Source organism: Bacillus sp. EKM501B (genome assembly GCF_011800505.1).
Lineage (GTDB): Bacteria > Bacillota > Bacilli > Bacillales > Bacillaceae_G > Bacillus_A > Bacillus_A cereus.
Genome location: NZ_JAALFZ010000007.1, coordinates 215263 through 238795, shown reverse-complemented (window position 1 = coordinate 238795; position 23533 = coordinate 215263). Strand labels below are relative to the sequence as shown.

Genomic DNA, 23533 nt, shown 5'->3' with positions numbered 1-23533 from the left:
TCCCCGATAGAATATCGGGAAAAGGCCGTGGCATAATACTCTTTTTATTTCTGTCTACTTGACAGGGAGATGACCAGTATCCCATTTCTCTTCCTCACTTTTATTGTTCTTTTCCTGTATCATTTGAAGGTAGTTTCTTCACTTGTTTTTCTTTAAATATTTCTCCAATTGCCCCGAGAGTACCAAGTGTTTCAATTGCATTAGACGGAATAAAGACTTTATTTGCTGGTCCTTTTGCAACTTCAGCTAATGATTCAAATGATTTGTAAGCAAGTATACGCTCATCCAAATTCGCTTCACGAAGCAATTCAATACGATTTTGTTCTGCTTTTGCGATTTCTTCAATTGCCCTTGCTTCCCCTTGCGCTTCTAATTCTTTTGCTTCTTTTATACCTTCAGCTTCGCGAATACGCGCTTCTTTATCCCCTTCAGCCATCAAGATTTTACTTTGCTTTTCCCCTTCAGCACGAAGGACTTTATCTTGTTTTGCTGCTTCAGCTTCTAAAATAATCGCACGTTTATTACGCTCAGCCTTCATTTGTTTTTCCATTGATGCTTGCACATCTTTTGGCGGGTTAATATCAACAACTTCGACACGTTCAATACGTACGCCCCATTTTTCTGTTGCTTCATCAAGCGCTAAGCGGATCTCTGTTGAAATTTTTTCACGACCAGATAACGTTTCATCCAGTTCCATTTTACCGATAATTTGACGCATCGTTGCTGAAGTAATATTACGAACACCATATTCATAGTTTGAAATACCATATGTCGCAAGTTCTGGTTCAACAATTTGATAGAAAATAATAGTATCAATTTCTACTTGAACATTATCTTTCGTAATTACCTTTTGCGGTGGTACATTCGTTTGTTGAATACGTAAGTCATGATATACACGAACACGATCTACAATTGGTATTAAAATATTTAACCCTGGGTGCATGATACGTTGAAACTTACCAAATCTTTCAACAACCCCAACTTTTTGCTGAGGAATAATTTTAATTGTTAATGCGATAAATGTAACTACAATTAGTGCGAATATAATCGTTAACGTTAATGCTACCATATTTATTCACTCTCCTTTTTCACTTGTAATATAGTACTATGCCTCTTTATAACAACGACTTTTTCTCCAGCATCAATTGAAGAATCTGCAATAGCTGTCCAAGTATCTCCATCCACTTTCACAATACCATTCGCTTCATTTGTAATCGCTTGCATAACAATCCCTTTTTTACCAACAAGCATATCTACTGTATCAGTAAAACCTTTTGCTTCTCGAAAGTTTTTTGAAATTCTTTTCGTAAAGAATGTCAAAGTTAAACTTACAATTGCACCAACAGTAACTTGTAACAGTAGTGCATCAGGAGCAAACAAAGCAATAAGACCTCCGACAACAGCTCCAATTCCAAGCCAAAGCATGTAAAATGTAATCGACAACATTTCTGCGATAAATAAAATACCAGCTATTATAAACCAAATTACCCAAGCAGCCATATGCAACCCTCACTTTCTTTCTCATTTTCTATATGTATATGAAGAAAAGAATGGTTTATCCGCCCTTTCTTACACTTGGGCGTTTGCTACAAGCTATTGTACATACTCACTGTTACAATGATCATTAATATAATACTATATCAATATATTCTTCATTATACATGAAAATCCCTTTCAAAAAGTGACAAAAAATTAAATTCTTTAAAAATTTTAATTTTTAAATTACAATTATTCTAATTACTAAATACTATTTTTTATAGAGGTGATAATCTTATTGAGAAACCTGTCACTAATCTACTATTTAGGTTCCAAAATATGCATTACTCTCGCTGACATCGTATATGTAATGATTATTACAACTCATATTTATATAGCAACTAAATCAGCTACTATTACTGCTCTTTTTCCATTATTACAAGTTATCACAAATCTAATTGCTAACATCTCTGCACCACTTATAATAAATCGTTTTCCATCTTATACGCTGTTATATACGCTCCAATGGCTGAAAACAGTCTTTTTACTATTATTAATGATTTTGTTCCCGGTCTTATCCACAAACATTATAGCTCTATTAACTTTTATTTTTGTCATTTCATTATGTAGTGGGTGGAGTGCTCCGTTATTATACGGTATTCTCCCGCGCCTTACACCGAAAGAAAAATTAGTAAAAGTAAATAGTATCTTTTCCTTTTCAACACAAATTGTGCAAGCCGTTGCTTATTCATTTACGAGTATTGTCGTTCTTCTCATTGGCGCTACTTCTACACTCATGATTAATAACATTTTAATGATTTTCGGATGCATTGCATTACATTTTTCATTACGTTCCATACATACTGAAAGAATAGCAGATTCTCCCTCTTCCAAAAGTACTGTTTTATTGGAAGGTTGGAAACTCCTATTTCAAAATCCTTCTCTCCGTACCGTTACATATATGGACTTAATCGAAACTTTCGCAGGGACAATATGGATTGGCGCTATTACGATGGCATACGTTACGACTATCCTTCATAAAGGCGAAGAATGGTGGGGATATATTAATACAAGTTATTATGTTGGCACGTTAATCGGTGGTCTATTAGCATGGAAAATGAGTTCCTATATTCAAAACAATTTAATACGATCTATGTCGATTGGCTCTCTTATATTTAGCATTCTTACATTTTTATATGGTATGACGAGCAGCGGATTTATTGCGCTTTTTCTATGTGTTCTAATGGGACCATGTTATCAAATTAGAGATATTTCCCAAACGACTGTTTTACAATCACGTGTCGCCCCTGCTTTATTATCCAAAATGTATACAGCACATGGTGCACTTCTTTCAACAGCCTCTGGACTATCTATGCTTAGCATTGGCATTATTACTGATATGTTCGGTGTTCGTACAATTTATATCATCGCTTCTATTCTTATTTTATGTTCCGCTTGTTTATCTTTTAGTTTATTAAAATATCATAAGACAGAGCAGAACGATATTTCAATTTAATCACTAAAACAAAGAGGACAGGGATTCCTGTCCTCTTTGTTTATTCTATTCATGATAAGTTGGGGATTTTTCTATGCTTTGTCGCTTGTTCAAAAGCATAAGCTAATTTAATTAATATCCCTTCACTAAAGGCAGTGCTTGCAATGGTAATTCCAAAAGGCCTCCCGCTTTCCATATACCCTGCTGGTATTGCTATAGACGGATAACCCGCTTTTGCACATATAGTAGAACCTATATAGGAAGGAAACAGTATCGCATCAAGATTATATTTTTCCAATGCAAAATCAATGCCTTGTTCTTGAGAAAAATATATATCTTCTAATCTCGCATTTAAATATTCTGGATTTCGTAACGTATTAGGAAAATCTTTTCTTCCCTCTAACTTAGTTTGTCCATATTTTAAAGCTCTTTCTGCTATGTTTTTATTAAACTCCATTAACTCCGAAATAGAATGTACCGGGATAGTAGAAGGTAATTTAGAAAGATAGTTATCTAAACTATGCTTCAGCTCATAAAGCGGAACTCCCCAGCTCCATTCTCTATGAAAAGAAGGAATATCAATATTTTCTACTACTGTCGCTCCTTCATTACGTAATACTTGAATCGTTTCCTTAAACAAGATTTCATCATACTCACCATTTTCGTAATAATCTTTTGGTGCATCGTTAAACACACCAATCTTCGCTCCATTTAAACCATTTGCATCAAGGTAAGATGTATAATCCCGATATGCCCTATTTTCACTTTTTCGAGTAACTACATCTTTCTCATCCACTCCAGTTAAACTCCCTAGCAAAATAGCAGCATCTGTTACCGTTCTAGCAAATGGTCCAGCTGTATCTTGTGAATAAGTAAATGGAATAATTCCTCTACGACTAATTAAACCGACAGTCGGTTTAATACCTACTACAGAATTTTGAACAGCGGGGCTCAAAATAGAAGCATCGGTTTCTGTCCCAACAGATACTACTGTAAAGTTAGCAGCAACTGCTATCGCAGATCCTGTACTAGATCCGCCAACAAACATATGATCCTTGCCCGTTCCGTATGGATTGATTGTTTGACCACCTTTTGCACTATATCCAGCCCACATTTCAAAAGACATTGCATTTGCTAATTCTGTCATATTCGTTTTTCCAATTATCACTGCCCCTGCTTCTCGCAGTTTAGTAACAAGAAATGCATCTTCACTGCTTATATTTTGTTCTAGAGCTATTGTACCTGCACTTGTATGCATGGAGTCATTCGTTTCAATATTATCCTTAAGCAAAACAGGTATTCCATGCAATGGTCCCCTTACGCCTTTTGTCTTTCTTTCATAATCTAACGCTTCTGCAATAAAAATAGCATCTGGATTGATTTCTAAAATTGAATTGATTTTCGGTCCGTCTTGATCATACTTTGCGATTCTATAGAGATAATACATTACTAGCTCTTTTGAAGTTAACTTTCCAGATTCCATTTCATTTTGAATATCTTGAATTGTTAATTCCTTTTTTAAGATTGGATTAAACTGAATTTCCATTTATATTCTCCCTTATATGAACTTTTTTAGCGTATAACCCTTAATTTTTCAATTTTTCACCTCAACACATCCTAAATTAATATCCCTTTAAAGAAATTCAATATCCTTATTTAAACACCTTTAATTTCCCGAAAAATAAAAAAAGTCTGAAACGGATTAAACTTCGCTTCAGACTCTTACATTACTGTGCGTATACTTCATCTAACAAATGTAAAAACTCACCTTGTTTCCCAGCTAATTCAGGGCATTTTGCAATATCAACCCATTCGTAGCAAAATACTAATCCTTTATCTTCCTCACCAGCACTTACAATATGTTCCCAAGTATCCTTTACATCTGTTAGTAAAGTTACATGAAAAAAGTGGCGTTTTTCATATTCCTGTTTTTCTTTCATATGTATGATGTAATCTGCTAAAAAACGTTCTATGCATAAATGACGCAATCCGGATTCTTCCTGTACTTCACGCAATATAGCCGCTTCTAACGTTTCACCTTCATTAACCGTTCCTCCTGGCACTTGAATACCAGCTTCATGTATATCACGATGTTTAAAAACAAGTAATTGCATAACCCCCTCTTTTTCTCTTGTAATATATGCATGTACTTTTTTCTTATATAACATCGTCATTATACGTCTCTCCCCTCAATCATTTACTCTGTTACTTCTTCAAGCGTCAGTTGATTATCATACAAATATGTAGCTTGTGGATTTCCCACATACCTTACGTGCCATGGTTCATACCGATAACCCGTAATCGTTTCTTTCGCTTTTGTGTATCGAACAACAAAACCAAATTTATGGGCATTTTCAGAAAGCCACTGACCTTCTTTCGTTTCCCCAAAAACCGTCTCTAACTGAAATTTAGCAGATTGAGACGTAATATCCATAGCTAGTCCAGTTTGATGCTCACTTGTGCCAGGAACCGCGCTAGACATTGCTGTTTTTGCTTCCCCGTCTTGTTTTTTATACATCGTATTTAATGCTTTTTGTCGATCAAAAGATCTAAATCCAGAAACTGCAAAAAGAAAAATACGCTCGTTGTCAGCCTGCTGAAACATATCCTCAAGCGCCCTCGCTGCCTCTTTTCTCATCTTTTTCTTTTCTTGATCACCTTCACTAGAGTAGCGCACTTTCGGAATAACTAAATCTGGCGGTCTATACCCATCTGGTAAACGCCTACTTTTATTTACAAGTACAAGCATTGAATTCGGATTATTAATTACCGCAATATCCCCATCCATATTAGCAATCGTTTCTTTCGCTTTCGGAAATATGCTATTTACACTTACTTCCCGCGCCTGCTTATCCTTATACATTTTATAATTGATTCCTGCTACTCCAATAATAATTATTGCAGCTACAATACCAAGTAGTGCCCATCTTTTTTTCATATAACGACCTCTTATTTTAATAATTTGGCCATTTCATACTCATCGATGCCCTTTCCATCGATAATAAGAGCAGCTTTTTTGACACCTTCTTTCTCAAATCCAGCTTTTTTATATAGTGCCTGAGCTCTTGTATTGTGGGCCATTACTGTTAATTCTAAACGCCATACATCATGTAATTTTGCCCACTTCTCAACCTCTTTAAACAATCTCGTCCCAATACCTCGCCCGCTATACTCTTGCAAAATACCAATTACAATGCTTGCCACATGCCTCTTTCTTTGAATGTTATTTCCATTCACTAATATAAAACCTACTATTCTCTCATCTTCAACTGCTACAAATATTGTTGCATATTCATTTTCCATAAATCGATGGATCATTTTTTCTTGTTGCTCAGCTGTAGTTTTCCTTTCTCCTGGTTCATATAGCATAAACTTCGTTTCTTCATCTAATTGCTTACTTAATTGCAAAAATGATGCTGCATCTTCTATTTCGATTTCCCTAATCACTTCAATCACCCTACCAGTTTCATAATAAAAAGTTTTCCTTATAAAAAGATTTTCTCTACTTTCCCGAAAATTCCTTTGTAAATCTCCTACTATAAATTGACAAATTTCGATATTACTATAACAACGACAAATTATGTCTATTCTGTGACGTCTCACCATTACAAAGAAAAAACGCAAGCATTACACTTACGTTTTTTCAAGATTGAAGTGCGCTAATAATTATCGATAGATGTCCTGGCTAATTCACGTTTCACTTTATCCATTCACTTTTTCTGCCTGCCAAAAATATTCACCAAATGCTTTAGCAAGTGCATCAATTGATCGATTCAATTCTTCCTCTGTATTATCTACACCGCCAACTTCAATTAATATTGCTTGTCCTGATAGGTCTTGATTATAGATTCCATTTCCTGTCTGGAACCCTTTTTGAATGACCCCACGACTCACTCCTGGATATTTCTTATTAATCGCCTCATGTAAAGCTGTCGCTAATTGTAAGTTTTTTTCATAGTTTTTATTTCCTTTCCCTACTACAAATGCAAGCTTTGCATATGACTTATCTCCAATTGTTTTTGTCGTTACATTCTTTCGGGCACTATCACGATGCAAATCAAAAAAGTATTGAAGATCTTTATTTCCAGCCATAGCTTGCTGCACAATTTCTCGTGACATTTTATACGAACTATTACTGTTTAAACCTTTACTTATTAACTTTTGACCAACATCACTCTTATCGTTAGTAGCTCCAATCCCTTCACCTTCTAGTTGTTCACGGAAACGATCTCCTAATATAGAAATATTCGATACAGAACTCGTTGCTTTATTCGGATTCGGGTCATTCGTTAAGTTAAGTAAAGGTAAATAAGATTCCCAGCTATGTGTATGATAAATAAACGCAACTTGTCTCTTCCCAGTCGTTTGGGACGGCTGTTTTTTCTCTTTACTCGTATCTTGTTTAGGTACTTGTCCAGTTCCACTAGTCCGTTCCTTCACCACTTCTTCAAGAGGAACACTCGACTCTATCGGTAAGTTAGAATAATTTGTACCCTCACCCGCAATAACAATTTCTGTATCGTACTTACCAAACCCCGGGAGCTCTTTCCCGACGAAACTGCGTACATCATTAAAGCGAATATTTGTAGCCATAGAAAAGAGAAAAGAAGAAATTGAAAAATCTTGATTCAAATTTCGATACTCCTGTGTAAAATAATGATTCTCTTTTCCAAGTACATACATGTAACCATTCATCGATAACTCATTTAACCAATTATATAAATACGTTGACTTTGTCTCTTTCATAGAGGTTACCATCATACTAATAAGAAAAAAAGTCGCTAGCATTGTAGTAATAACAAATAAAACTAACTTACGCATACTTGTAAACTTCATAAAAAAAAAGCCCCGATTCATACTATCACCTCTCTATTTCAAGTTATGTACAAGCCCTAGAGAATAGACCGTTAAAATTTCGGCTATATTGTTAATGAGGTGAAATGAATTGAAGCTATTAATAGGAATATTACCAATTGCTCTATCATTAATTTTTTATTTGTCCGCTAAGCAACCAAAAATCGCTATTGTGCTACATATTTCTGCGTACTTGACACTGTATGTACTCGGTATAATTATTTCCATTAATATATACGATGTTTTAATACAAGATTTAGTTTTCATGACGAGCATTCATGGAATTTTACTGAATCCATTTTTCCTTATTGCAGGAGCGTATATAGGAACATACACTTTGTACCTACTTTTGTCTCACATTATTATGAAAATAAAAAATGGAGCGTAATGAAATGCAACCACCATTTATCTGTCATACATGCAAAAAAAGAATTGTGAGAAAGAAAGACCTTATTACAGCCACATGGTACTTCCGCTTTTATTTATTTCACAGTGATTGTTTTAAACGACAGCAAGTGTTTATCTCACGATTTCTCCCTGTGAATACACTTTTCAATTTCTTTCTTATTATATATGGACTTATTTTTGGCAGTATTCTTATGATTACAGAACCATCTATTATTTGGCTGACTTTCTTTTTTCCCATTTTTTATCGGTTTCTTTCTTATTATTATGTTAAACGTTTTTTCTCTACAGAACGCGTAGACTGACCTCTCGGAATACTTAAACATTCCCACTCATTTTCTTTTAACATCTTCCCAATGTAAATAATCTGACCAATATGCAATGCATAATGAGCAATTTGCCTTTCAATTGCTTGCATGACAGTATGTGCTTCACCGCGAATGTATACCGTCTTCAATAAGTGTTCCGGCGTTAAAGTATTCATCGTATTAAAAACATATTTCCATCCTTCTTGCCAAGCTATAAGGGTTTCTTCTTTTGAGTGATAGCATCCTTCAAATTCACCATCTCGATTACGATCTGTTTTTTCACCATCAGACGTTAAAAAATCCGTCCATCTAGAACGCATATTACCGTGCAGATGCTTAATAATAATCGCTATACTATTTGTTTCTTCATGAGAAGACCATTGTATTTGTTCATATGATAATTGAGAAAGTGCCCGTTCCCCTTGTTTCTTTGTTGCTTTAAAGTTCGAAATCGCACATTGCAAATATTCTCGTCCGATATCCATATTAGCCCCTACCTTCACCCTAGCTAATTTTTGTTCCATTTGGCAATTCCATATTAGGCTGAAGTAACACAACATCATCAGCTTCAGGAACACCACCAAGCACAAGTACTTCTGATTTGAATCCAGCTACACGCTTTGGTGGAAAGTTTACAACAGCAACGATTTGTTGACCGATTAAATCTTCTGGACTATACCTTTTCGTAATTTGAGCACTTGACTGCTTTATCCCGATTTCTCCAAAATCTATTGCTAGTTTAATCGCTGGTACTCTCGCTTCTTTAAATTCCTCTGCATATATTACAGTTCCAATTCTCAAATCCAAATTTAAAAAATCTTCAAAATTAGCCATTTATCATTCCCCCCCACTTATTACTTAGACAAAATACAAAAATCCCCTTCAAAAAAAGAAAGGTGCCTAAGCACCTTTCTTTTGTAATTCACTTGATTCATTTGATTTATAGAAGAAGAAACCGAGAATCCCGCCAATACATGATGGAATTAACCATCCGATTCCTTCGTTATATAACGGTAACATTTGTAGTACATTAGAAATCGCGTCAATTTTAATTTTCGCACTTTCTAAACCGTTAAAGAAACTAATTAACAATGCACCTAAAATAGCTCCAATATAAATTGTATTATGCTTCCCAATCCACTTATGGAAATACGAAAGTACAATTAATACAATTGCAACTGGATAAATGATCATTAACACAGGTAATGTTACTGCGATTAATTGCGTTAAACCTAGGTTAGATACAATTAAACTAAATACACATACCATTGTTACAATCGTTTTATGCGAAAGTTTTGGGAATAAGTTTGTAAAGAAACCCGCACACGCAGATGTTAGCCCAACAGAAGTTGTTAAACAAGCAAGTATAATAACAAGCCCTAATAAAATTTTACCACTCGTCCCATATAGCTCATTTACAACATTCGTTAAAATAAGACCACCGTTTTCTGAGATACCAAGTGATGTACTTGTTGAACCAAGATAAGCAAGTGATAAATAAATTAACGTTAAACCAAGTACAGCAATAATACCTGATACTACTGTTATTTTTGCAATTTGACTACTCTCTTTTATCCCTTTAGAGCGGATAACTTGTACAACGACAATTCCGAATACGAGCGCGCTAATTGCATCCATCGTTAAATATCCTTGAATAAATCCACCAAAGAAAGCATTTTCTTTGTAAGCAGCTAACGGCGCAGCTGGCTCTCCAATTGGATCAATAATTGCCTTTCCGACAATAACAGCGACAATTAATACTAATAATGGTGTAAGAAACTTTCCGAACCAATCCACTAATTTAGATGGATTTAATGATAAATACCACGTTATTCCGAAGAAAACTATCGTGAAAAGAAATAGCATGTACCACTCTGAAACCATTGCCTCTGATAAAAACGGCTTCATACCCATTTCAAACGAAACAGCTCCAGTACGAGGAATCGCGAAAAATGGTCCAATTGCTAAATAACTAATCAATGGGAAAATAAACGCAAATATAGGGTGGACTCTAGAAGATAGCGCTTTCAAGTCCCCCTCTACAAACGCGACAGCTGTTACAGCTAGTAGGGGTAATCCGACTCCCGTTACAAGGAATCCTATTGTAGCAATCCAAACATTCTCTCCTGCTTGTTGACCTAAAACTGGCGGAAAAATTAAATTTCCTGCTCCTAAAAATAATGCAAATAGCATTAAACCAATTGCTACCGTATCACCTGGCCTTAAACGTCCCTTCATGCTCTTCATTTGCATAGCACTTTTTCATTGTTTATCTCTATATTTTACAATATGCTATGCATCCTCCTCTCTGCTCAAGATGATAAAATATGCCCCTTACAAAGCAGTGTCTTTCTCCATAATTTCTCCATTCCCCTTATTTTTACTCTAATCATTAATATAATTATTATTTTAATTTTTGATTTTTTTGAATTTTTAAATCATTAGAGTGTTATTACGTGGAGTATAGATGTCAGACCTCTTTGTTTTTATCACACATATAGTAACATATTTAGTTGCAAAATAAAAACATATTTTCAAATTGATTTTTTTGAAAATCGAAATTATCTACATTTTTTATTCTCTTACACAAATATTGTTATAATCTCACCTATTATTCGATCGTTATTTTCAAATAACTTTATACACGTAACATACAAAAGCCATCTAATATAATTTAGATGGCTTTTGTATGTTACTCTATCGTTTCAACTTCACGTGGATTTTTCATCTCTTCCACATACACAACTCTAAATCCGTGATCTTCTAAATCTTTCAATAATGTCTCTAATTCACCGTCGTTAAACTCTTCTCCTAATGTAAACATAATTCTACGAACTAATAAGGCATCATTATCAAAAGTCATCAAACTTTGAATACCAGTGTATTTCTTTAAAACTGTCGATAACTTTTGGATTGCTCCATTATAGTCTTGCGTTCCAATCATGACAGAGTATTTACTAGAGTGAACACCCCATGCATCCTCTAATAACTCAAAAACTTTTTTATGCGTTAAAATTCCAAGGAAAACCCCTTTTTCATCAACTACTGATAAATAAGGCAATTTTTTTATTGTAAAAAATACTTTAAAGAAAGATGAATCTTCTCTCACAAATCCTTCTTTATCGTTTAATAATTGTATTACACTCTCATCAAGTGATCCTTTATATTCTAAAATATCTACTTTATATATATTCCCTAAAAATTTCTCTTTTTTTTCATCTAAAACTGGTACACAACGATACCCCGTTTTATTTAAATGCTCTAACGCTTCCCCTATCGTAATCGAACTTGAGCACAGTAAAACTTCCCTTTTCGGCACGTAATTCCCTTTAATCCTCATAAAAAGCCTCCTTATGTTAAAATACTTTCTGTGCCATAACTATATTATATTTTCAGAAAAAAATAAATAATTTATTTTATTTTTCTGAAAATTATTCATTTTCTTGTCATAATTTATTCATGAATCCTTCACTTGCATATTTTTGCTATCAAATCTTCTCTCTGAATTACTGAATGAAAAATATATTGTAACTTCTTTCAAAAAAAGCTAAAATAAGAATAAGAATTTTCTGAATATTCTAAGAGTAGGTGGTTATATGTCCTTATTACGCTCACATATATGTAAATTTATAATTGGTATTATTGTTATTTTTGCCATAAGTCCTATTCCAGCTCTTTTTATTACACACAATTATTCTTATCAAAATGGATTTATTAGCATTTTTCAAAACTTCGCACAGCTTTCTTCTATATCAATTCCAAAGGTTGATTGGATGCATGAATCTATCTTTTTCTCAGCAAACCAAATGATACATACTTCTAATCATTCAACACCATTATTCCCTTACATATGGGAAATATATTTTATATCGATTGTTCGTTTTACTTTTACCCTTGCGATCGGATTTTTCATAAGTTTGGGTATCGGCCATTTATTTTTCAAATTACCTAATTCGTTTAAAAAGTTTACTACTGTATTGAAATGGATACCTTACTCTTTTTGCACTGTAGTATTACAATGTTCAGTCTTATTACTACTTCTATACATCGCACAATTTATAAACCTTCCTTACTACTCATCATTTATCATCGTATGTAGTACTTCCATGATTATCGTTATGCAAGCAGTAAAAAAATGGATTCCTTTCTTAAAAAACACAAATGAATATGAAATAAAACATGATTCTTTTCTTGTGGATACATTGTTTTTGGCGCTTACTTCGAATCATAAATCAATTTTAGGTTCCATTATTCTTTCATTCGTTTTTATGGAATGCGTTTTTCATGCAAATGGACTGTTACAATTTATCGTTCAATTTGGCGGAAATTCACCCATAATTGTTACAATCGGCTTATTACTACTCTATATCCCATATAGCATACTTTCTTTCCTTCAAACACTATGGACCACAAACTACTCCAAACAACAGTCATACACTTTGACGAGAAGTGTTCCAAAACCTTAATTTAAAATAACCCTCTATAATCTAAAAGTAGGGGGTTATTCCTTTTGTATAGCGGACAAAATAACAGCAAATTCAAAAACTATTACAGAAACATACCAATATTTACCCTTTTCCTTTGACTATTCTTTTCATTTGGATTTATTATAAAAGTATAACATAATTGCAGGAGGTGACATCTTTATTCCAAACCTTGGAATGGAGAACACGCTTGGACATATTAAATATTTTTCTCATCTTTGTACTTATTCTTATTTCTGGCTTTTTCGTTGCATCAGAATTCGCTGTTGTAAAAGTACGAAAAAGTCGAATTGACCAACTTGCAAATGAAGGTAATAAACAAGCTTTAGCTGCAAGAAGCGTCCTATCTAATTTAGATGTTTATTTATCAGCTTGTCAGCTCGGAATTACAATCACTTCTTTAGGGCTTGGTTGGCTTGGTGAACCAACTGTGGAGCATATACTACGACCGCTCTTTGAAAAAATTAATATTACTGGAACAATGGCTAACACTTTATCTTTTGTTATCGCTTTTAGTGTTATTACATTTTTCCACGTTGTATTAGGTGAATTAGTTCCAAAGTCTTTCGCAATTCAAAAAGCAGAAGCGATCACACTCAAATTTGCAAGACCGCTTATTTTATTTGATAAAATTATGTACCCATTCATTTGGCTACTCAATAGTACAGCTATATTTTTCACAAAATTACTCGGATTAGAACCTGCGAAAGAAAGTGAACTTGCTCATTCTGAAGAGGAATTGCGACTCATTTTAGGTGAAAGTTTTAAAAGCGGTGAAATAAACCAAACCGAATATAAATATGTAAATAACATTTTTGAATTTGATGATCGAGTTGCAAAAGAAATTATGGTTCCTCGTACCGAAATGATTTGCTTATCTACTGAAAATACGTTAGAAGAAAATATGGATATCGTCGCTACTGAAAAATATACACGCTATCCAATTATCGAAAAAGATAAAGATGATATCATTGGGATGATCAATACGAAAGAAGTATTCCATGATCAAACGAAAGGTATTTATAAACCACTTGAATCTTATATACATCCTGTTCTAACTGTATTTGAAACAGTTCCAATTCGTAAAACGTTAGTCCATCTTCAAAAAAATCGCGTTCAGATGGCAATCGTTATGGATGAATATGGTGGTACTGCCGGACTTTTAACGATGGAAGATATTCTTGAAGAAATCATTGGAGAAATTCAAGATGAATTCGATGCGGATGAATCACCTATGATTGAAAAGCGTACACCTAAGCTTACTGTTTTAGATGGAAAGGTGCTTATTTCTGAAGTAAATGATATGTTTGGCCTACATATTGATGATAGTGATTTAGATACAATCGGAGGATGGCTTCTTTCTCAAGCAGTTGACTTAAATATTGAAGCTGGCTATTCCATTGAATATGCTGGTTTTCAATTTAAAGTATTAGAACTTGATGGCCATCAAGTCAAAAAAGTTGCTGTACATAAACTAGATATTAAAAAGGAGCTATAAAGTGACTGTTTTATTAACAATTTGTATCATTGCCTGTTTCGTTGTTTCATTTCTCGCCTTTATTTATCCAATTATCCCTGGCATACTAGCTGTCTGGGCTGGATATTTGATTTACCATTTCGGTATAAATGGAGGCGAATTAACAACTTCTTTTTGGATTATTCAAGTCATTTTTACTCTTTTCATTTTCGTTGCTGATTTTATTGCAAATGGATATTTCTTAAAAAAATACGGTAGTTCTAAATGGGGCGAACGTGTCGGAATGATTTCTATCATTGTCGGATCGTTCTTCTTCCCACCATTCGGACTTATTATCATACCGTTCTTATCAGTATTTATAACAGAACTAGTGCATAAAAAAGCGCCAAAAGATGCCTTTCTAGTTGGAGTCGCTACTGTAGTTGGTTTTTTAAGCAGTACAGTAGCGAAAGCAATTCTCCAAATCATTATGATTATCATCTTCTTGTGTTATATCATCTTTTAACCATCCCGACTTCGGGATGGTTTTTTAATATGCAATACCTACTCGACTATTTTCATATATGTTTTTCTTACATAGATCCCATGCAAAGTGTGCTGTATCACCCACTGTAATTTTTGATCCACCCTCTGGCAATATATCTTTTTCAGTTCGATATACCTCTGTCGCCTCACCATCTATTAAATGTGTCGGACAAACAACTGTCCAACATAAATTATTACTATTACTTAGTACTTTATATGCAGCCAAATGATCTTCCGCTGCCGTTGTCGTTTTCCTTTTTGATTCCGTTGATTGAAAACGATATAAATTTAGATTTGTTCTTGCTTGTAAAATACCAGCTGTTCCTATTGTTATGATTCTACGAACTCCTTCTTCTTCCATTTGCTTAATGATTTGTGGCATACTCTTCCCTAATGTTCCATTTTGATCCGTTCCAAGTGCACTAATTACTATATCGCTTCCTTCTATCACTTTCTTTATATCATTTTCGTTCAATACATTACCTTCTATCACTCGTAGCCTTTCATGTTGTATTTCTATTCTATTTAAATCACGCGCTAATGCAGTCACTTCAGCTGAATCCTTTAATGCTAAATTAATTATGTTTGAACCTACTCGTCCTGTTGCTCCCAATATACATACTTTCATTTGTTTTCCCCCTCTTTCATTCTCTTTCTATTTTTCAATAATCTCAGTCAATTTACAACAAAAAAGCTTCCTCATATATGAGAGGAAGCTTTATTATTACTTTATTTCTTTTCTTTAGAATCAGTAGACTTCTCGGTTCCGCTTGTTTCTTTATCCTTTTTATCCTCTTGTTGTGTTGTTGTGTCGTCTTCTTTCTTCTTGTCCTCACCTTTACTACAACCTACCATTAATAAAGAACTTGCAAGTGCCATAGCAGTTAATGATTTAACCCATTTATTCATTTGCGTTTCCTCCTTGTGATAGAATATGTACAACCTCATATTACTCTCTATTTTTAAAGGAGAGATTGAAAAACAGTAAATATACGGTAAATTTTTGTAAATCTTCTGATAACAAATCCTAATTTTAATTTATATATTTCATTTCCAATCGATACACAATAAAACTAGTTTTTTCTCTCAATGGACGTAAAAAAACTAAGGCGCATACCATTTCGCCTTAGTTTCTCATGCAAACTTTTCATTTTCATATAGATGTGTAATCTTATATTCCTTCTTCATAACATATTGCCACACACTATAAGCGTAACGGTTCATTTTCAGGAAACAATTTTCCAAAAATGAGCGAAACTCTGGATTAGCAACTTCCACTGCAACTTGAGCAAACTTTAAAGCTAATCGTTTCAAGTGCGCAATATAACTGGTTGCAATATGAATATCCCCTGTATATTTACTAACTGTTTCCTTTTCCATTTCATGCAAATCAAACTCCGTTGTTTCACAGGTTATATGTTGCACATTCTCTCCTTCTTGAAAATTTACTTGTTCATTATATGCTTGTAACATATATGGTAAATGGTGCTGTAATAGATTTTTTAATTCTTCGTCTCTGACCTTTCCAGCATACTCTCCAACCTTGTATATTAGTATATAACTATATCTCATTAATTCTTTCATACAGTCCATTAAAGCGCCTCCCTTCTCTTTTGTCCATATACTATAAATATGATGCTAAAACATTCGCTATTCTTGCTAAAAACCAATCCCATCTACTAATTTTCTCAAAATCTTCTTCAGAAAATCGTTTTGATTTATGAAAGTCTACCTGTAATCGACTCCATACTTCATCAACAACGGTTTTATCATATATGATACAGTTAGACTCACAATTTAAATAAAAACTTCTATTATCAAAATTCGCTGTCCCAATATCAACAATTTCTCCATCAATAATTGTTACTTTCCCATGAAAAAATCCATTTCGATATTGATAAATCTCCGCTCCAGCATGTAACATATCTTTCAAATATGGATAGGCAGCTTGTTTTAACAATATGGCATCACTTTTAAATGGCACGAGAATTTTCACATTAACACCACGATTTAATGCAGCTTTTAACTCTTTCACCATTTCTTTACTTGGTACAAAATATGGTGTAGCGATAATTAAAGACTTTTTAGCCTGCTTTAATAGTGCTCCATATTTTTCCCATAAGCCTTTTCCATTTGAAAATAAATATTGATATTTCACATTCCCTAATGTAGGTATACTTTCATGTATAGGCATTTTTTCTCCTGTATCTTCTTTCCAATCTTCGGCGAACTTTCTTTCCATATCCACTGCACCCTCACCATGGATACGCACGTGATAATCACGCCATGGCCCAAACTTTGGATCTTGTCCAAGGTACTCCTTTCCGATATTAAAGCCACCGACGTATGATACCTTTCCATCTATCGTAACAATACGTCTATGATTTCGTTGATGCAAAGAATAGAACATATTTTTCAGTTTCGGTTTTTTACTAAATGTAAACTTCACACCGTTTTCTTTTAATCGGCTAATTACCTTTTTCTTCAGCTTATATCCGCCTACCCGATCGACTGACAATTTCACTTCTACTCCGCTAGATGCTTTTTTCTCTAATAACTGTAAAAACTCTTGGCTTATTTCGTCTTTTCCTACAATATAAAAATGGATATATATATACTTTCCTGCATCGTTTATATCGTCAAATAATTTTCTATATAACTCTTCACCGTTCGTATATAGTTGAAATTCACCTAATCGAACTTGTCCTAATTCATATTCACTAGCCATTTCCTTCCCCATTTCCACATCGATGTTCATCCAAATGAATACACCTATTAAACAAAGGATTATAGCGAAAAAGTGCTTCATGGATAAATTCCTTTCTCCACTTACTGTTATTTCTATATCTTCCCTTTTTTATTACATTATCATTCAAGAAAATATGTCATTGCATGATATATGTCCATATCAAACAATAGCTCATTTGCATATTGTATGTTGTATCTTAAAATAAAAGGAGGAAATAACAATGGGCTTCGCACATGGTAATGGATTTGCGCTATTAGTCGTATTATTTATCCTCTTAATCATCGTCGGTGCTGCTTGCTTCTGCTAAGTAGCTACTGTCATATGATATGTGGATGAAAAAACTATAAAAGCGGACACCTATTTTTAGGTGTCCGCTTTTCATTTTAAAACCATTTCCGACTGCTATAGTAACTTAAATGGCTAAATATTCATCTCAAAAGGTTAACAATGTGGCTACTTTCTTACTCTCTGCCTTACGTATATGACGCTGTTCTGCACGTAACACAGCAATACGATGTAATTCTTTCTCTTCTTCGGTTTCAGGGATAACACGCGGTACTGGAACTGGATTATTTTCCTTACTAAGTGCCACAAAAGTAACGAATGACGTTGCCGCTATACGCTTCTCACCTGAAATTAAATCTTCAGCCACTACCTTCACAAACACTTCCATCGAAGTTCTTCCCGTCCAAATTACGAAAGATTCATAACTAACACAATCTGAAGAACGAACAGGATGTAAGAAATCGACCCAGTCCATAGATGCTGTGACACATTCCTTTCTTGAATGTCTGGATGCTGAAATGGAAGCAACCATATCCATCTCCGCTAATATCTTCCCACCAAATAGCGTGTTATGATCATTTAAATCTGTTGGGAAGACTCGGCTCGTTTTGAACACCCTTGACTCATTGGCTGTTTTCCCCTTTACTTCTGTCATTGTTATCACCCCTTTAATGATCTATCCCTAATATTTCAATAATCACTATACTAAATGAACTACACGTTTAATATTAACAACATTCAGAACTTTTAGTCCACAAAAAAGAACCGATTTTATCAATCGGCTCCTCTAAATACATATTGTTCTTTCGGCTGTTCAACTTTATTCCATTTTGTTACTTCTAATACAGGAATATTCGCATGAAACGGCTGATAAAACTCAGTAGTTATCTCTCCTTCTACTTGAATCCAGTCATCATTATTCCACTCTACGCCTTCTGGTTTTTTCACTAACATACCATACACACCAGAATCTGCTACGCAATGTATAATACCGAAACGGAATAAGAAGTATTGTTCTTTTTTAGAAGAATCATCTCTAAAAACAAACCCTTTAAAAGATAATTTTTTTCCAGTAAACTCGCCAGGATAATTATAAATTGTTTCCATACCCTTTAGGAAGTCTTCATCTTTCAAATTAATATTATCTTTCGTAACAAACTCTTTCTTCCCTTTTTCCATTACACCGCGGTATCCTTCTTTCCCGTAATAAATACTCGTATCAGGTCTTAGAAATTGTCTTGTCATAAATGGATCCTTACTTTCTGCTTGTGCAACAGGAAAGTGAAACCCTTTCGCTTTAACAATATCCGAATCTAGCGTCGCAATTGGGAAAAATAACCCTGAGATAATTGGAAAACAAAACAATGAGTACGAAAATGCTTTTTTCCACCATGTATTCTCATCTTTTGAATGATCATGTCCGCAATGACCATGGTCACAACTACAATCATTTTTCTCTTTTTCCTTTTGGTGTTCTTTTTGGAAAACGACGATAATTTGTATAATCGTTAAGAAACCTAAAATAATTGCTGCTGTTGTTGATAAATAGGCATACTTCATATTGATATACTTCGTAATGTTACCGGAAATATGCAGTTGCGCAATTAATATTGTAAAACCTAATAATATATATGCTCGAAACATAACCTACCACCCCATCGCATAAATGAGTAGTGAGCTTGCATAAACAACAAGAGTAACTGTAACTATAACAACAATTACAAATTTCGTTTTAAATGTCGCAAGCATCATAAACATATTTTTAATATCCACCATCGGTCCGTAAACGAGGAACGCGACAAGTGAAGCTGTTGAAAACGTACTTTGGAACGAAGAAGCGATAAATGCATCTGCCTCTGAACAAAGTGATAATATATAAGCAAGTCCCATCATAACAGCTGATGAAGAAAACGGACCTTGTCCAATAGCAAGAAGTGTTGAAGTTTGTACAAACGTTTGTACTGCTGCTGCAATTAACGCACCTAGTACTAAATATTTTCCCATTGAGAAGAATTCCTCAACAGCGTGTGTACATACATCCCACATTTTTTTACGCAGTGGACGCTTATTATTCACTTCTGGGAAGTGATCATCTCTTAATTGATGTTCTTTAAACATAAAGGATAATATAATTCCAACGATAATGGCTACGATAATCGCTACAATAGAACGATACCATACCATGTGCATACTACTCCCAAAGGCAACATAAGTAGCAAATAATACAACTGGATTAATAATAGGTCCAGTTAACATAAATGCAATCCCTGCGTATGGTGGAACGCCTTTTCCAATTAATCGTCTTACAATCGGAACAATTCCACATTCACAACCTGGAAACAACATGCCTAAAAAAGTAGCTAATAAAACAGACAGAAATCGGTTCTTCGGCATCCATTTTGCCACCATATCTTCTGTCACAAACATTTGAATGAATCCTGAAATAAATACACCAATTAGCACAAACGGAAGTGCTTCGATCAATATGGAGATAAAAATTGTATTCATTTGCAGGAATGCTTTCGGTAATTGAAACAATTCCATGATGTATTTCCTCCAACTTTTCATTAACAATATGTAATTTTAACCCCATTTCATTAATTGAACAAGGCTTATATGGAATACATACCCTTTATATACATTACATTGTACAAGTTATATTCTATTCAAAATTTGAGATTTCATAGCAAAAAAGCTGCTCTAGCGTAGTTGTATAACTATGCTAGAGCAGCTTTCTTATCGTTAAAAGTAACGTTTCTTCCAAAAAACAAAAGCTAACGTGAAAGATAGTGTTACACATATGATGAGTACAATTACAAAACCGTGGGCTTCTCCTTCAAACGGAACCTTTACGTTCATTCCAAAGAAACTAGAAACCATCGTCGGTAAAGATAAAATGATCGTAATTGACGTTAACAGTTTCATAACACTATTTAAATTATTTGATATAACGGAGCTAAAAGTATTCATCATTCCACTTAAAATGTGACTATATATTTCCGCCATTTCAATAGCCTGTTTATTTTCAATTAATACATCTTCTAATAAATCTTGATCGTCTTCATACATTTTTAAAAATGTACTATTACGCATTAACTTTTGAATTACAATTTTATTAGCCTTTAATGACGTTGTAAAGTATACTAAACTTTTCTCAAGGCCTAACAATGTGAAAATCTCTTTATTTTTCATTGACTGATTTAATTGATGCTCTAAATCAATTGTTTTTCGATTTATTTGCTTTAAGTATCTTAAATAATAAGTAGAAATTGTATATAAGAGCTGAAGTGCAAAGCGCGTCTTCTTAAACGTATAAAATTCTTTAATACGTTGATTAATAAAACGTTCAAAAATTGGATTCTCTTCTAAGCAGATTGTAACAAAACAATCCGGCATCACAATCATACCTATTGGAATCGTGTCATAAATCGAATTTCCTTCTTCGTCATGTCTAACTGTCGGAATATCGACGATAATTAAAGTATTATTGTCTTCCTTTTCAATACGAGAGCGTTCTTCATCATCCAAAGGGTCTTTAATGAAATCTAAGTCTACATTTAAAGTTTGTACTAGATATTGAATTTCTTCTTCTGTTGGATGAAGTACATTAATCCAGCACCCCTTTTGCATTTCCTCAATCTCTTGTAGTTTTCCGTTTCGGTCTGTTAAATATATATTTAACATACTATCACCCCGATTCTTTTTACATGTAGGAATCTACCTCTCTTAAATCACAGTTTTTAAACCGCCATTCTCAGCATATGAAACATACGTTTAAATTTCAATAGAAAAATTATTTTGAAAACGTTTTTATAAGAAAAATATTATAAAGTGAAACTTTAATCAGTGGGGGCTTCATCCCCCCCACTGATTTTCAGCCCTCACCAATCGGGCTTTTACAGGCTGCCCGCCCCCAACCAAACTTCTTTTCTTTCGCTGAATTTTGAGATGAGGATCTTACTGCCCGTTAGAGCGGGATAAACATAGAAAAAGACAGAGTGCTCCCTGCCTTAAAAGCTTATGTTGCCTTTATAACATATTTAGAAAGCATCCACAAGTTAAACCCGACTGAAATCGTATAGCCCGCGTATGTTGAAATGATAAAACTTACATAATCGAAATACGGAAGCAATACAATATTTAAAACTATCTTCACAATAATTCCAATCACTAGTCCTAGCACCGTCTTCTGCTGTTGATTGATTCCTTGTAGCATAGCAGCCGTTACTGTAAAAAGAGAAAATAGTATGCAAGCAGGAGCATAATACTGTAAAATGATTCTCCCCATCTCTGGATCATTTCCAGCACCAAATAAAAGGGTATATACAGGCTTGGCTAACACCATCATTCCAATTGCCGCCGGTACCGTAATTGCTACTACTAATACATTTGTTCTCGTAAAATGTTTGTACAATAGCTTCGTATTTCCTGCTGTGTAAGCTTTCGTCATCTCTGGTACGAGAGACATACTAAAAGCTGTCGCAACGGATACCGGGATAAGCACAACCATTTGAACAAGGCCAATTATCGCATTAATTTTTTCCGCTTCGCCTTGCATATACCCTATCTGTATAAGTAGTTTATTAATTGTAAATGTATCAATCGTCTGATACAACGGAATTGCTAAGCCTACTACAACAAAAGGAATAGAATATGTAAAGAGCTCCTTATAAAGTGAGAAAAAAGATTTCGTTGTTTGTGGTATACTTGCCATTTCTTTTTTCTTTAAGTGCCTTCTCCTTCTCATATAATACGCACTTAAAACAGTTAATCCACCTACAGCTCCCATAAAGGCACCGAACGTTGAAATACCAACTGCTAGTGAAACAGAAGCTTTTAAAACATATAAAACGACAAAGCTTCCTATTAAAATGGTTAAAACACGAAAAAATTGCTCTACAACTACACTTAATGCAGAAGGCCCCATCGATTGGAATCCTTGAAAGAAGCCCCTTAATAAACTCATTACTGGCACAAGTATTAACGCAAAACTTACAATTCGAATATTAGTAGTAACCGCTCCTACACTATTCCCCGTTTGATCATTCCCATCGATGACAAGTTTAGCTAAATGCGGAGCTAGCATATATAATGTAAAACACGAAATGACTCCCATTATAAACATAAACACGATTCCACTTTTCAACACTCTCTTAACCGTATGATAATCATTCAGTTGATCATATTTTGATACCATCTTTGAAACAGCTAGCGGTAATCCCATTGTTGCTATGCTGAGCATGATGGTATAAGGACGATATGCATATGTGTATAGAACGTAACCACTCGTACCGACCATCGCTGTAAATGGTATAACATATATAAACCCTAACATTTTTGATATCATCGTTGCCATCGTTAAAAATATCGTTCCACGTATAAACGGTGACCCTTTCATCACATTCCTCCGCTACGCTTTATTATTACACATTATGGACAACTCCTTTTCTTTAGAACCGAAACAAATAAAAAAGC

At 34.2% G+C, this 23533-nt stretch carries 27 protein-coding genes; 7 read left to right on the top strand and 20 right to left on the bottom strand.

Annotated features, from left to right (window positions below; all coding sequences use genetic code 11):
- Nucleotides 1-100: 100 nt before the first annotated feature.
- Together HFD78_RS16290 and HFD78_RS16285 are read right to left on the bottom strand one after the other, a co-directional pair.
- Nucleotides 101-1069: an SPFH domain-containing protein gene (locus HFD78_RS16290; RefSeq protein WP_000226253.1), complete on the bottom strand. Its 969-nt coding sequence runs from the start codon at nt 1067-1069 to the stop codon at nt 101-103.
- A 2-nt stretch (nt 1070-1071) separates the two neighbouring features.
- Nucleotides 1072-1500 carry an NfeD family protein gene (locus HFD78_RS16285; protein ID WP_000741974.1) on the bottom strand — a complete coding sequence of 143 codons (429 nt, stop codon included), beginning with the start codon at nt 1498-1500 and terminating at the stop codon, nt 1072-1074.
- Nucleotides 1501-1774: 274 nt separating this feature from the next.
- Between HFD78_RS16285 and HFD78_RS16280 the strand changes: the two genes are divergently transcribed.
- Nucleotides 1775-2992: an MFS transporter gene (locus HFD78_RS16280; protein ID WP_139847963.1), complete on the top strand. Its 1218-nt coding sequence runs from the start codon at nt 1775-1777 to the stop codon at nt 2990-2992.
- 49 nt (nt 2993-3041) lie between these two features.
- On the opposite strand, the gene HFD78_RS16275 is transcribed toward HFD78_RS16280, so the two are convergent.
- From HFD78_RS16275 to spoIIP, 5 genes are all read right to left on the bottom strand, one after another.
- A complete protein-coding gene (locus HFD78_RS16275) occupies nt 3042-4517 on the bottom strand; it encodes an amidase family protein (RefSeq protein WP_000405396.1) in 1476 nt (491 codons plus the stop codon).
- Between the two features lie 181 nt (nt 4518-4698).
- Nucleotides 4699-5145: an NUDIX hydrolase gene (locus HFD78_RS16270; RefSeq protein WP_000178289.1), complete on the bottom strand. Its 447-nt coding sequence runs from the start codon at nt 5143-5145 to the stop codon at nt 4699-4701.
- Between the two features lie 23 nt (nt 5146-5168).
- Nucleotides 5169-5909 carry a M15 family metallopeptidase gene (locus tag HFD78_RS16265; RefSeq protein WP_000747647.1) on the bottom strand — a complete coding sequence of 247 codons (741 nt, stop codon included), beginning with the start codon at nt 5907-5909 and terminating at the stop codon, nt 5169-5171.
- Between the two features lie 11 nt (nt 5910-5920).
- Nucleotides 5921-6418 carry a GNAT family N-acetyltransferase gene (locus tag HFD78_RS16260; RefSeq protein ID WP_000617574.1) on the bottom strand — a complete coding sequence of 166 codons (498 nt, stop codon included), beginning with the start codon at nt 6416-6418 and terminating at the stop codon, nt 5921-5923.
- 255 nt (nt 6419-6673) lie between these two features.
- On the bottom strand, nt 6674-7828 hold the full coding sequence (spoIIP, locus tag HFD78_RS16255) for a stage II sporulation protein P (protein WP_001079280.1): 1155 nt from the start codon (nt 7826-7828) through the stop codon (nt 6674-6676).
- Between the two features lie 88 nt (nt 7829-7916).
- On the opposite strand from spoIIP, the gene HFD78_RS16250 reads away from it, so the two are divergent.
- Together HFD78_RS16250 and HFD78_RS16245 are read left to right on the top strand one after the other, a co-directional pair.
- The gene (locus HFD78_RS16250) at nt 7917-8213 is read left to right on the top strand and encodes a hypothetical protein (protein ID WP_097862653.1); all 297 of its coding nucleotides are present in this window, start codon (nt 7917-7919) and stop codon (nt 8211-8213) included.
- A gap of 4 nt (nt 8214-8217) precedes the next feature.
- The gene (locus HFD78_RS16245; protein ID WP_139847961.1) at nt 8218-8535 is read left to right on the top strand and encodes a permease; all 318 of its coding nucleotides are present in this window, start codon (nt 8218-8220) and stop codon (nt 8533-8535) included.
- Here HFD78_RS16245 and HFD78_RS16240 read toward each other — a convergent pair.
- The 4 genes from HFD78_RS16240 to cbpA form a co-directional block, all read right to left on the bottom strand.
- On the bottom strand, nt 8496-9062 hold the full coding sequence (locus tag HFD78_RS16240; RefSeq protein WP_139847960.1) for a DUF1572 domain-containing protein: 567 nt from the start codon (nt 9060-9062) through the stop codon (nt 8496-8498). The genes HFD78_RS16245 and HFD78_RS16240 overlap by 40 nt on opposite strands.
- The gene (gene csaA, locus HFD78_RS16235; protein WP_001263024.1) at nt 9043-9372 is read right to left on the bottom strand and encodes a chaperone CsaA; all 330 of its coding nucleotides are present in this window, start codon (nt 9370-9372) and stop codon (nt 9043-9045) included. The genes HFD78_RS16240 and csaA overlap by 20 nt, the downstream gene beginning before the upstream one ends.
- A gap of 66 nt (nt 9373-9438) precedes the next feature.
- On the bottom strand, nt 9439-10776 hold the full coding sequence (brnQ4, locus tag HFD78_RS16230) for a branched-chain amino acid transport system II carrier protein BrnQ4 (protein ID WP_423231392.1): 1338 nt from the start codon (nt 10774-10776) through the stop codon (nt 9439-9441).
- Between the two features lie 454 nt (nt 10777-11230).
- Nucleotides 11231-11878: a cyclic di-AMP binding protein CbpA gene (gene cbpA / locus HFD78_RS16225; RefSeq protein ID WP_001220526.1), complete on the bottom strand. Its 648-nt coding sequence runs from the start codon at nt 11876-11878 to the stop codon at nt 11231-11233.
- Between the two features lie 256 nt (nt 11879-12134).
- On the opposite strand from cbpA, the gene HFD78_RS16220 reads away from it, so the two are divergent.
- The 3 genes from HFD78_RS16220 to HFD78_RS16210 all read left to right on the top strand — a co-directional run bounded on the left by HFD78_RS16220 (nt 12135) and on the right by HFD78_RS16210 (nt 15004).
- Nucleotides 12135-13004 (top strand): hypothetical protein, encoded by an 870-nt coding sequence (locus HFD78_RS16220; RefSeq protein WP_000055258.1) that lies wholly within the window; start codon nt 12135-12137, stop codon nt 13002-13004.
- 208 nt (nt 13005-13212) lie between these two features.
- Entirely contained in the window at nt 13213-14520 is a 1308-nt protein-coding gene (locus HFD78_RS16215; RefSeq protein ID WP_000353738.1) for a hemolysin family protein, read from the top strand.
- A gap of 1 nt (nt 14521) precedes the next feature.
- Nucleotides 14522-15004: a DUF456 domain-containing protein gene (locus tag HFD78_RS16210; RefSeq protein WP_000217338.1), complete on the top strand. Its 483-nt coding sequence runs from the start codon at nt 14522-14524 to the stop codon at nt 15002-15004.
- A gap of 24 nt (nt 15005-15028) precedes the next feature.
- Here the strand turns inward: HFD78_RS16210 and HFD78_RS16205 are convergent, their stop codons facing one another.
- The 4 genes from HFD78_RS16205 to cls form a co-directional block, all read right to left on the bottom strand.
- Complete coding sequence (locus HFD78_RS16205) at nt 15029-15652, bottom strand: NAD(P)-dependent oxidoreductase (RefSeq protein ID WP_000861653.1); 624 nt, start codon at nt 15650-15652, stop codon at nt 15029-15031.
- A gap of 101 nt (nt 15653-15753) precedes the next feature.
- Nucleotides 15754-15933, bottom strand: a complete 180-nt coding sequence (locus HFD78_RS16200) for a hypothetical protein (protein ID WP_001045960.1) — start codon at nt 15931-15933, stop codon at nt 15754-15756.
- A gap of 225 nt (nt 15934-16158) precedes the next feature.
- Entirely contained in the window at nt 16159-16617 is a 459-nt protein-coding gene (locus HFD78_RS16195; RefSeq protein WP_000340535.1) for a spore coat protein, read from the bottom strand.
- A 31-nt stretch (nt 16618-16648) separates the two neighbouring features.
- On the bottom strand, nt 16649-17833 hold the full coding sequence (gene cls / locus HFD78_RS16190; protein ID WP_061654776.1) for a cardiolipin synthase: 1185 nt from the start codon (nt 17831-17833) through the stop codon (nt 16649-16651).
- 160 nt (nt 17834-17993) lie between these two features.
- Between cls and HFD78_RS16185 the strand changes: the two genes are divergently transcribed.
- Complete coding sequence (locus HFD78_RS16185) at nt 17994-18080, top strand: YjcZ family sporulation protein (RefSeq protein WP_000505094.1); 87 nt, start codon at nt 17994-17996, stop codon at nt 18078-18080.
- 126 nt (nt 18081-18206) lie between these two features.
- Here the strand turns inward: HFD78_RS16185 and HFD78_RS16180 are convergent, their stop codons facing one another.
- The 5 genes from HFD78_RS16180 to HFD78_RS16160 all read right to left on the bottom strand — a co-directional run bounded on the left by HFD78_RS16180 (nt 18207) and on the right by HFD78_RS16160 (nt 23456).
- Nucleotides 18207-18713: an acyl-CoA thioesterase gene (locus HFD78_RS16180; RefSeq protein WP_000141164.1), complete on the bottom strand. Its 507-nt coding sequence runs from the start codon at nt 18711-18713 to the stop codon at nt 18207-18209.
- A gap of 119 nt (nt 18714-18832) precedes the next feature.
- On the bottom strand, nt 18833-19702 hold the full coding sequence (locus HFD78_RS16175) for a TIGR03943 family putative permease subunit (RefSeq protein ID WP_084064636.1): 870 nt from the start codon (nt 19700-19702) through the stop codon (nt 18833-18835).
- Nucleotides 19703-19705: 3 nt separating this feature from the next.
- Entirely contained in the window at nt 19706-20602 is an 897-nt protein-coding gene (locus tag HFD78_RS16170) for a permease (protein ID WP_000418716.1), read from the bottom strand.
- Between the two features lie 198 nt (nt 20603-20800).
- Entirely contained in the window at nt 20801-21742 is a 942-nt protein-coding gene (locus HFD78_RS16165; RefSeq protein WP_000932389.1) for a magnesium transporter CorA family protein, read from the bottom strand.
- A 334-nt stretch (nt 21743-22076) separates the two neighbouring features.
- Entirely contained in the window at nt 22077-23456 is a 1380-nt protein-coding gene (locus tag HFD78_RS16160; RefSeq protein WP_000678847.1) for a putative polysaccharide biosynthesis protein, read from the bottom strand.
- Nucleotides 23457-23533: the final 77 nt, after the last annotated feature.

Excerpts from the sequence above, each read along its gene's own strand:
- HFD78_RS16290 (WP_000226253.1), bottom strand. The coding sequence starts at position 1,069 with ATGGTAGCATTAACGTTAACGATTATATTCGCACTAATTGTAGTTACA.
- HFD78_RS16285 (WP_000741974.1), bottom strand. The coding sequence starts at position 1,500 with ATGGCTGCTTGGGTAATTTGGTTTATAATAGCTGGTATTTTATTTATC.
- HFD78_RS16275 (WP_000405396.1), bottom strand. The coding sequence starts at position 4,517 with ATGGAAATTCAGTTTAATCCAATCTTAAAAAAGGAATTAACAATTCAA.
- HFD78_RS16270 (WP_000178289.1), bottom strand. The coding sequence starts at position 5,145 with ATGACGATGTTATATAAGAAAAAAGTACATGCATATATTACAAGAGAA.
- HFD78_RS16265 (WP_000747647.1), bottom strand. The coding sequence starts at position 5,909 with ATGAAAAAAAGATGGGCACTACTTGGTATTGTAGCTGCAATAATTATT.
- spoIIP (WP_001079280.1), bottom strand. The coding sequence starts at position 7,828 with ATGAATCGGGGCTTTTTTTTTATGAAGTTTACAAGTATGCGTAAGTTA.
- HFD78_RS16245 (WP_139847961.1), top strand. The coding sequence starts at position 8,218 with ATGCAACCACCATTTATCTGTCATACATGCAAAAAAAGAATTGTGAGA.
- HFD78_RS16240 (WP_139847960.1), bottom strand. The coding sequence starts at position 9,062 with ATGGAACAAAAATTAGCTAGGGTGAAGGTAGGGGCTAATATGGATATC.
- csaA (WP_001263024.1), bottom strand. The coding sequence starts at position 9,372 with ATGGCTAATTTTGAAGATTTTTTAAATTTGGATTTGAGAATTGGAACT.
- brnQ4 (WP_423231392.1), bottom strand. The coding sequence starts at position 10,776 with ATGAAGGGACGTTTAAGGCCAGGTGATACGGTAGCAATTGGTTTAATG.
- cbpA (WP_001220526.1), bottom strand. The coding sequence starts at position 11,878 with ATGAGGATTAAAGGGAATTACGTGCCGAAAAGGGAAGTTTTACTGTGC.
- HFD78_RS16220 (WP_000055258.1), top strand. The coding sequence starts at position 12,135 with ATGTCCTTATTACGCTCACATATATGTAAATTTATAATTGGTATTATT.
- HFD78_RS16205 (WP_000861653.1), bottom strand. The coding sequence starts at position 15,652 with ATGAAAGTATGTATATTGGGAGCAACAGGACGAGTAGGTTCAAACATA.
- HFD78_RS16200 (WP_001045960.1), bottom strand. The coding sequence starts at position 15,933 with ATGAATAAATGGGTTAAATCATTAACTGCTATGGCACTTGCAAGTTCT.
- HFD78_RS16195 (WP_000340535.1), bottom strand. The coding sequence starts at position 16,617 with ATGGACTGTATGAAAGAATTAATGAGATATAGTTATATACTAATATAC.
- cls (WP_061654776.1), bottom strand. The coding sequence starts at position 17,833 with ATGAAGCACTTTTTCGCTATAATCCTTTGTTTAATAGGTGTATTCATT.
- HFD78_RS16185 (WP_000505094.1), top strand. The coding sequence starts at position 17,994 with ATGGGCTTCGCACATGGTAATGGATTTGCGCTATTAGTCGTATTATTT.
- HFD78_RS16180 (WP_000141164.1), bottom strand. The coding sequence starts at position 18,713 with ATGACAGAAGTAAAGGGGAAAACAGCCAATGAGTCAAGGGTGTTCAAA.
- HFD78_RS16175 (WP_084064636.1), bottom strand. The coding sequence starts at position 19,702 with ATGTTTCGAGCATATATATTATTAGGTTTTACAATATTAATTGCGCAA.
- HFD78_RS16170 (WP_000418716.1), bottom strand. The coding sequence starts at position 20,602 with ATGGAATTGTTTCAATTACCGAAAGCATTCCTGCAAATGAATACAATT.
- HFD78_RS16165 (WP_000932389.1), bottom strand. The coding sequence starts at position 21,742 with ATGTTAAATATATATTTAACAGACCGAAACGGAAAACTACAAGAGATT.
- HFD78_RS16160 (WP_000678847.1), bottom strand. The coding sequence starts at position 23,456 with ATGAAAGGGTCACCGTTTATACGTGGAACGATATTTTTAACGATGGCA.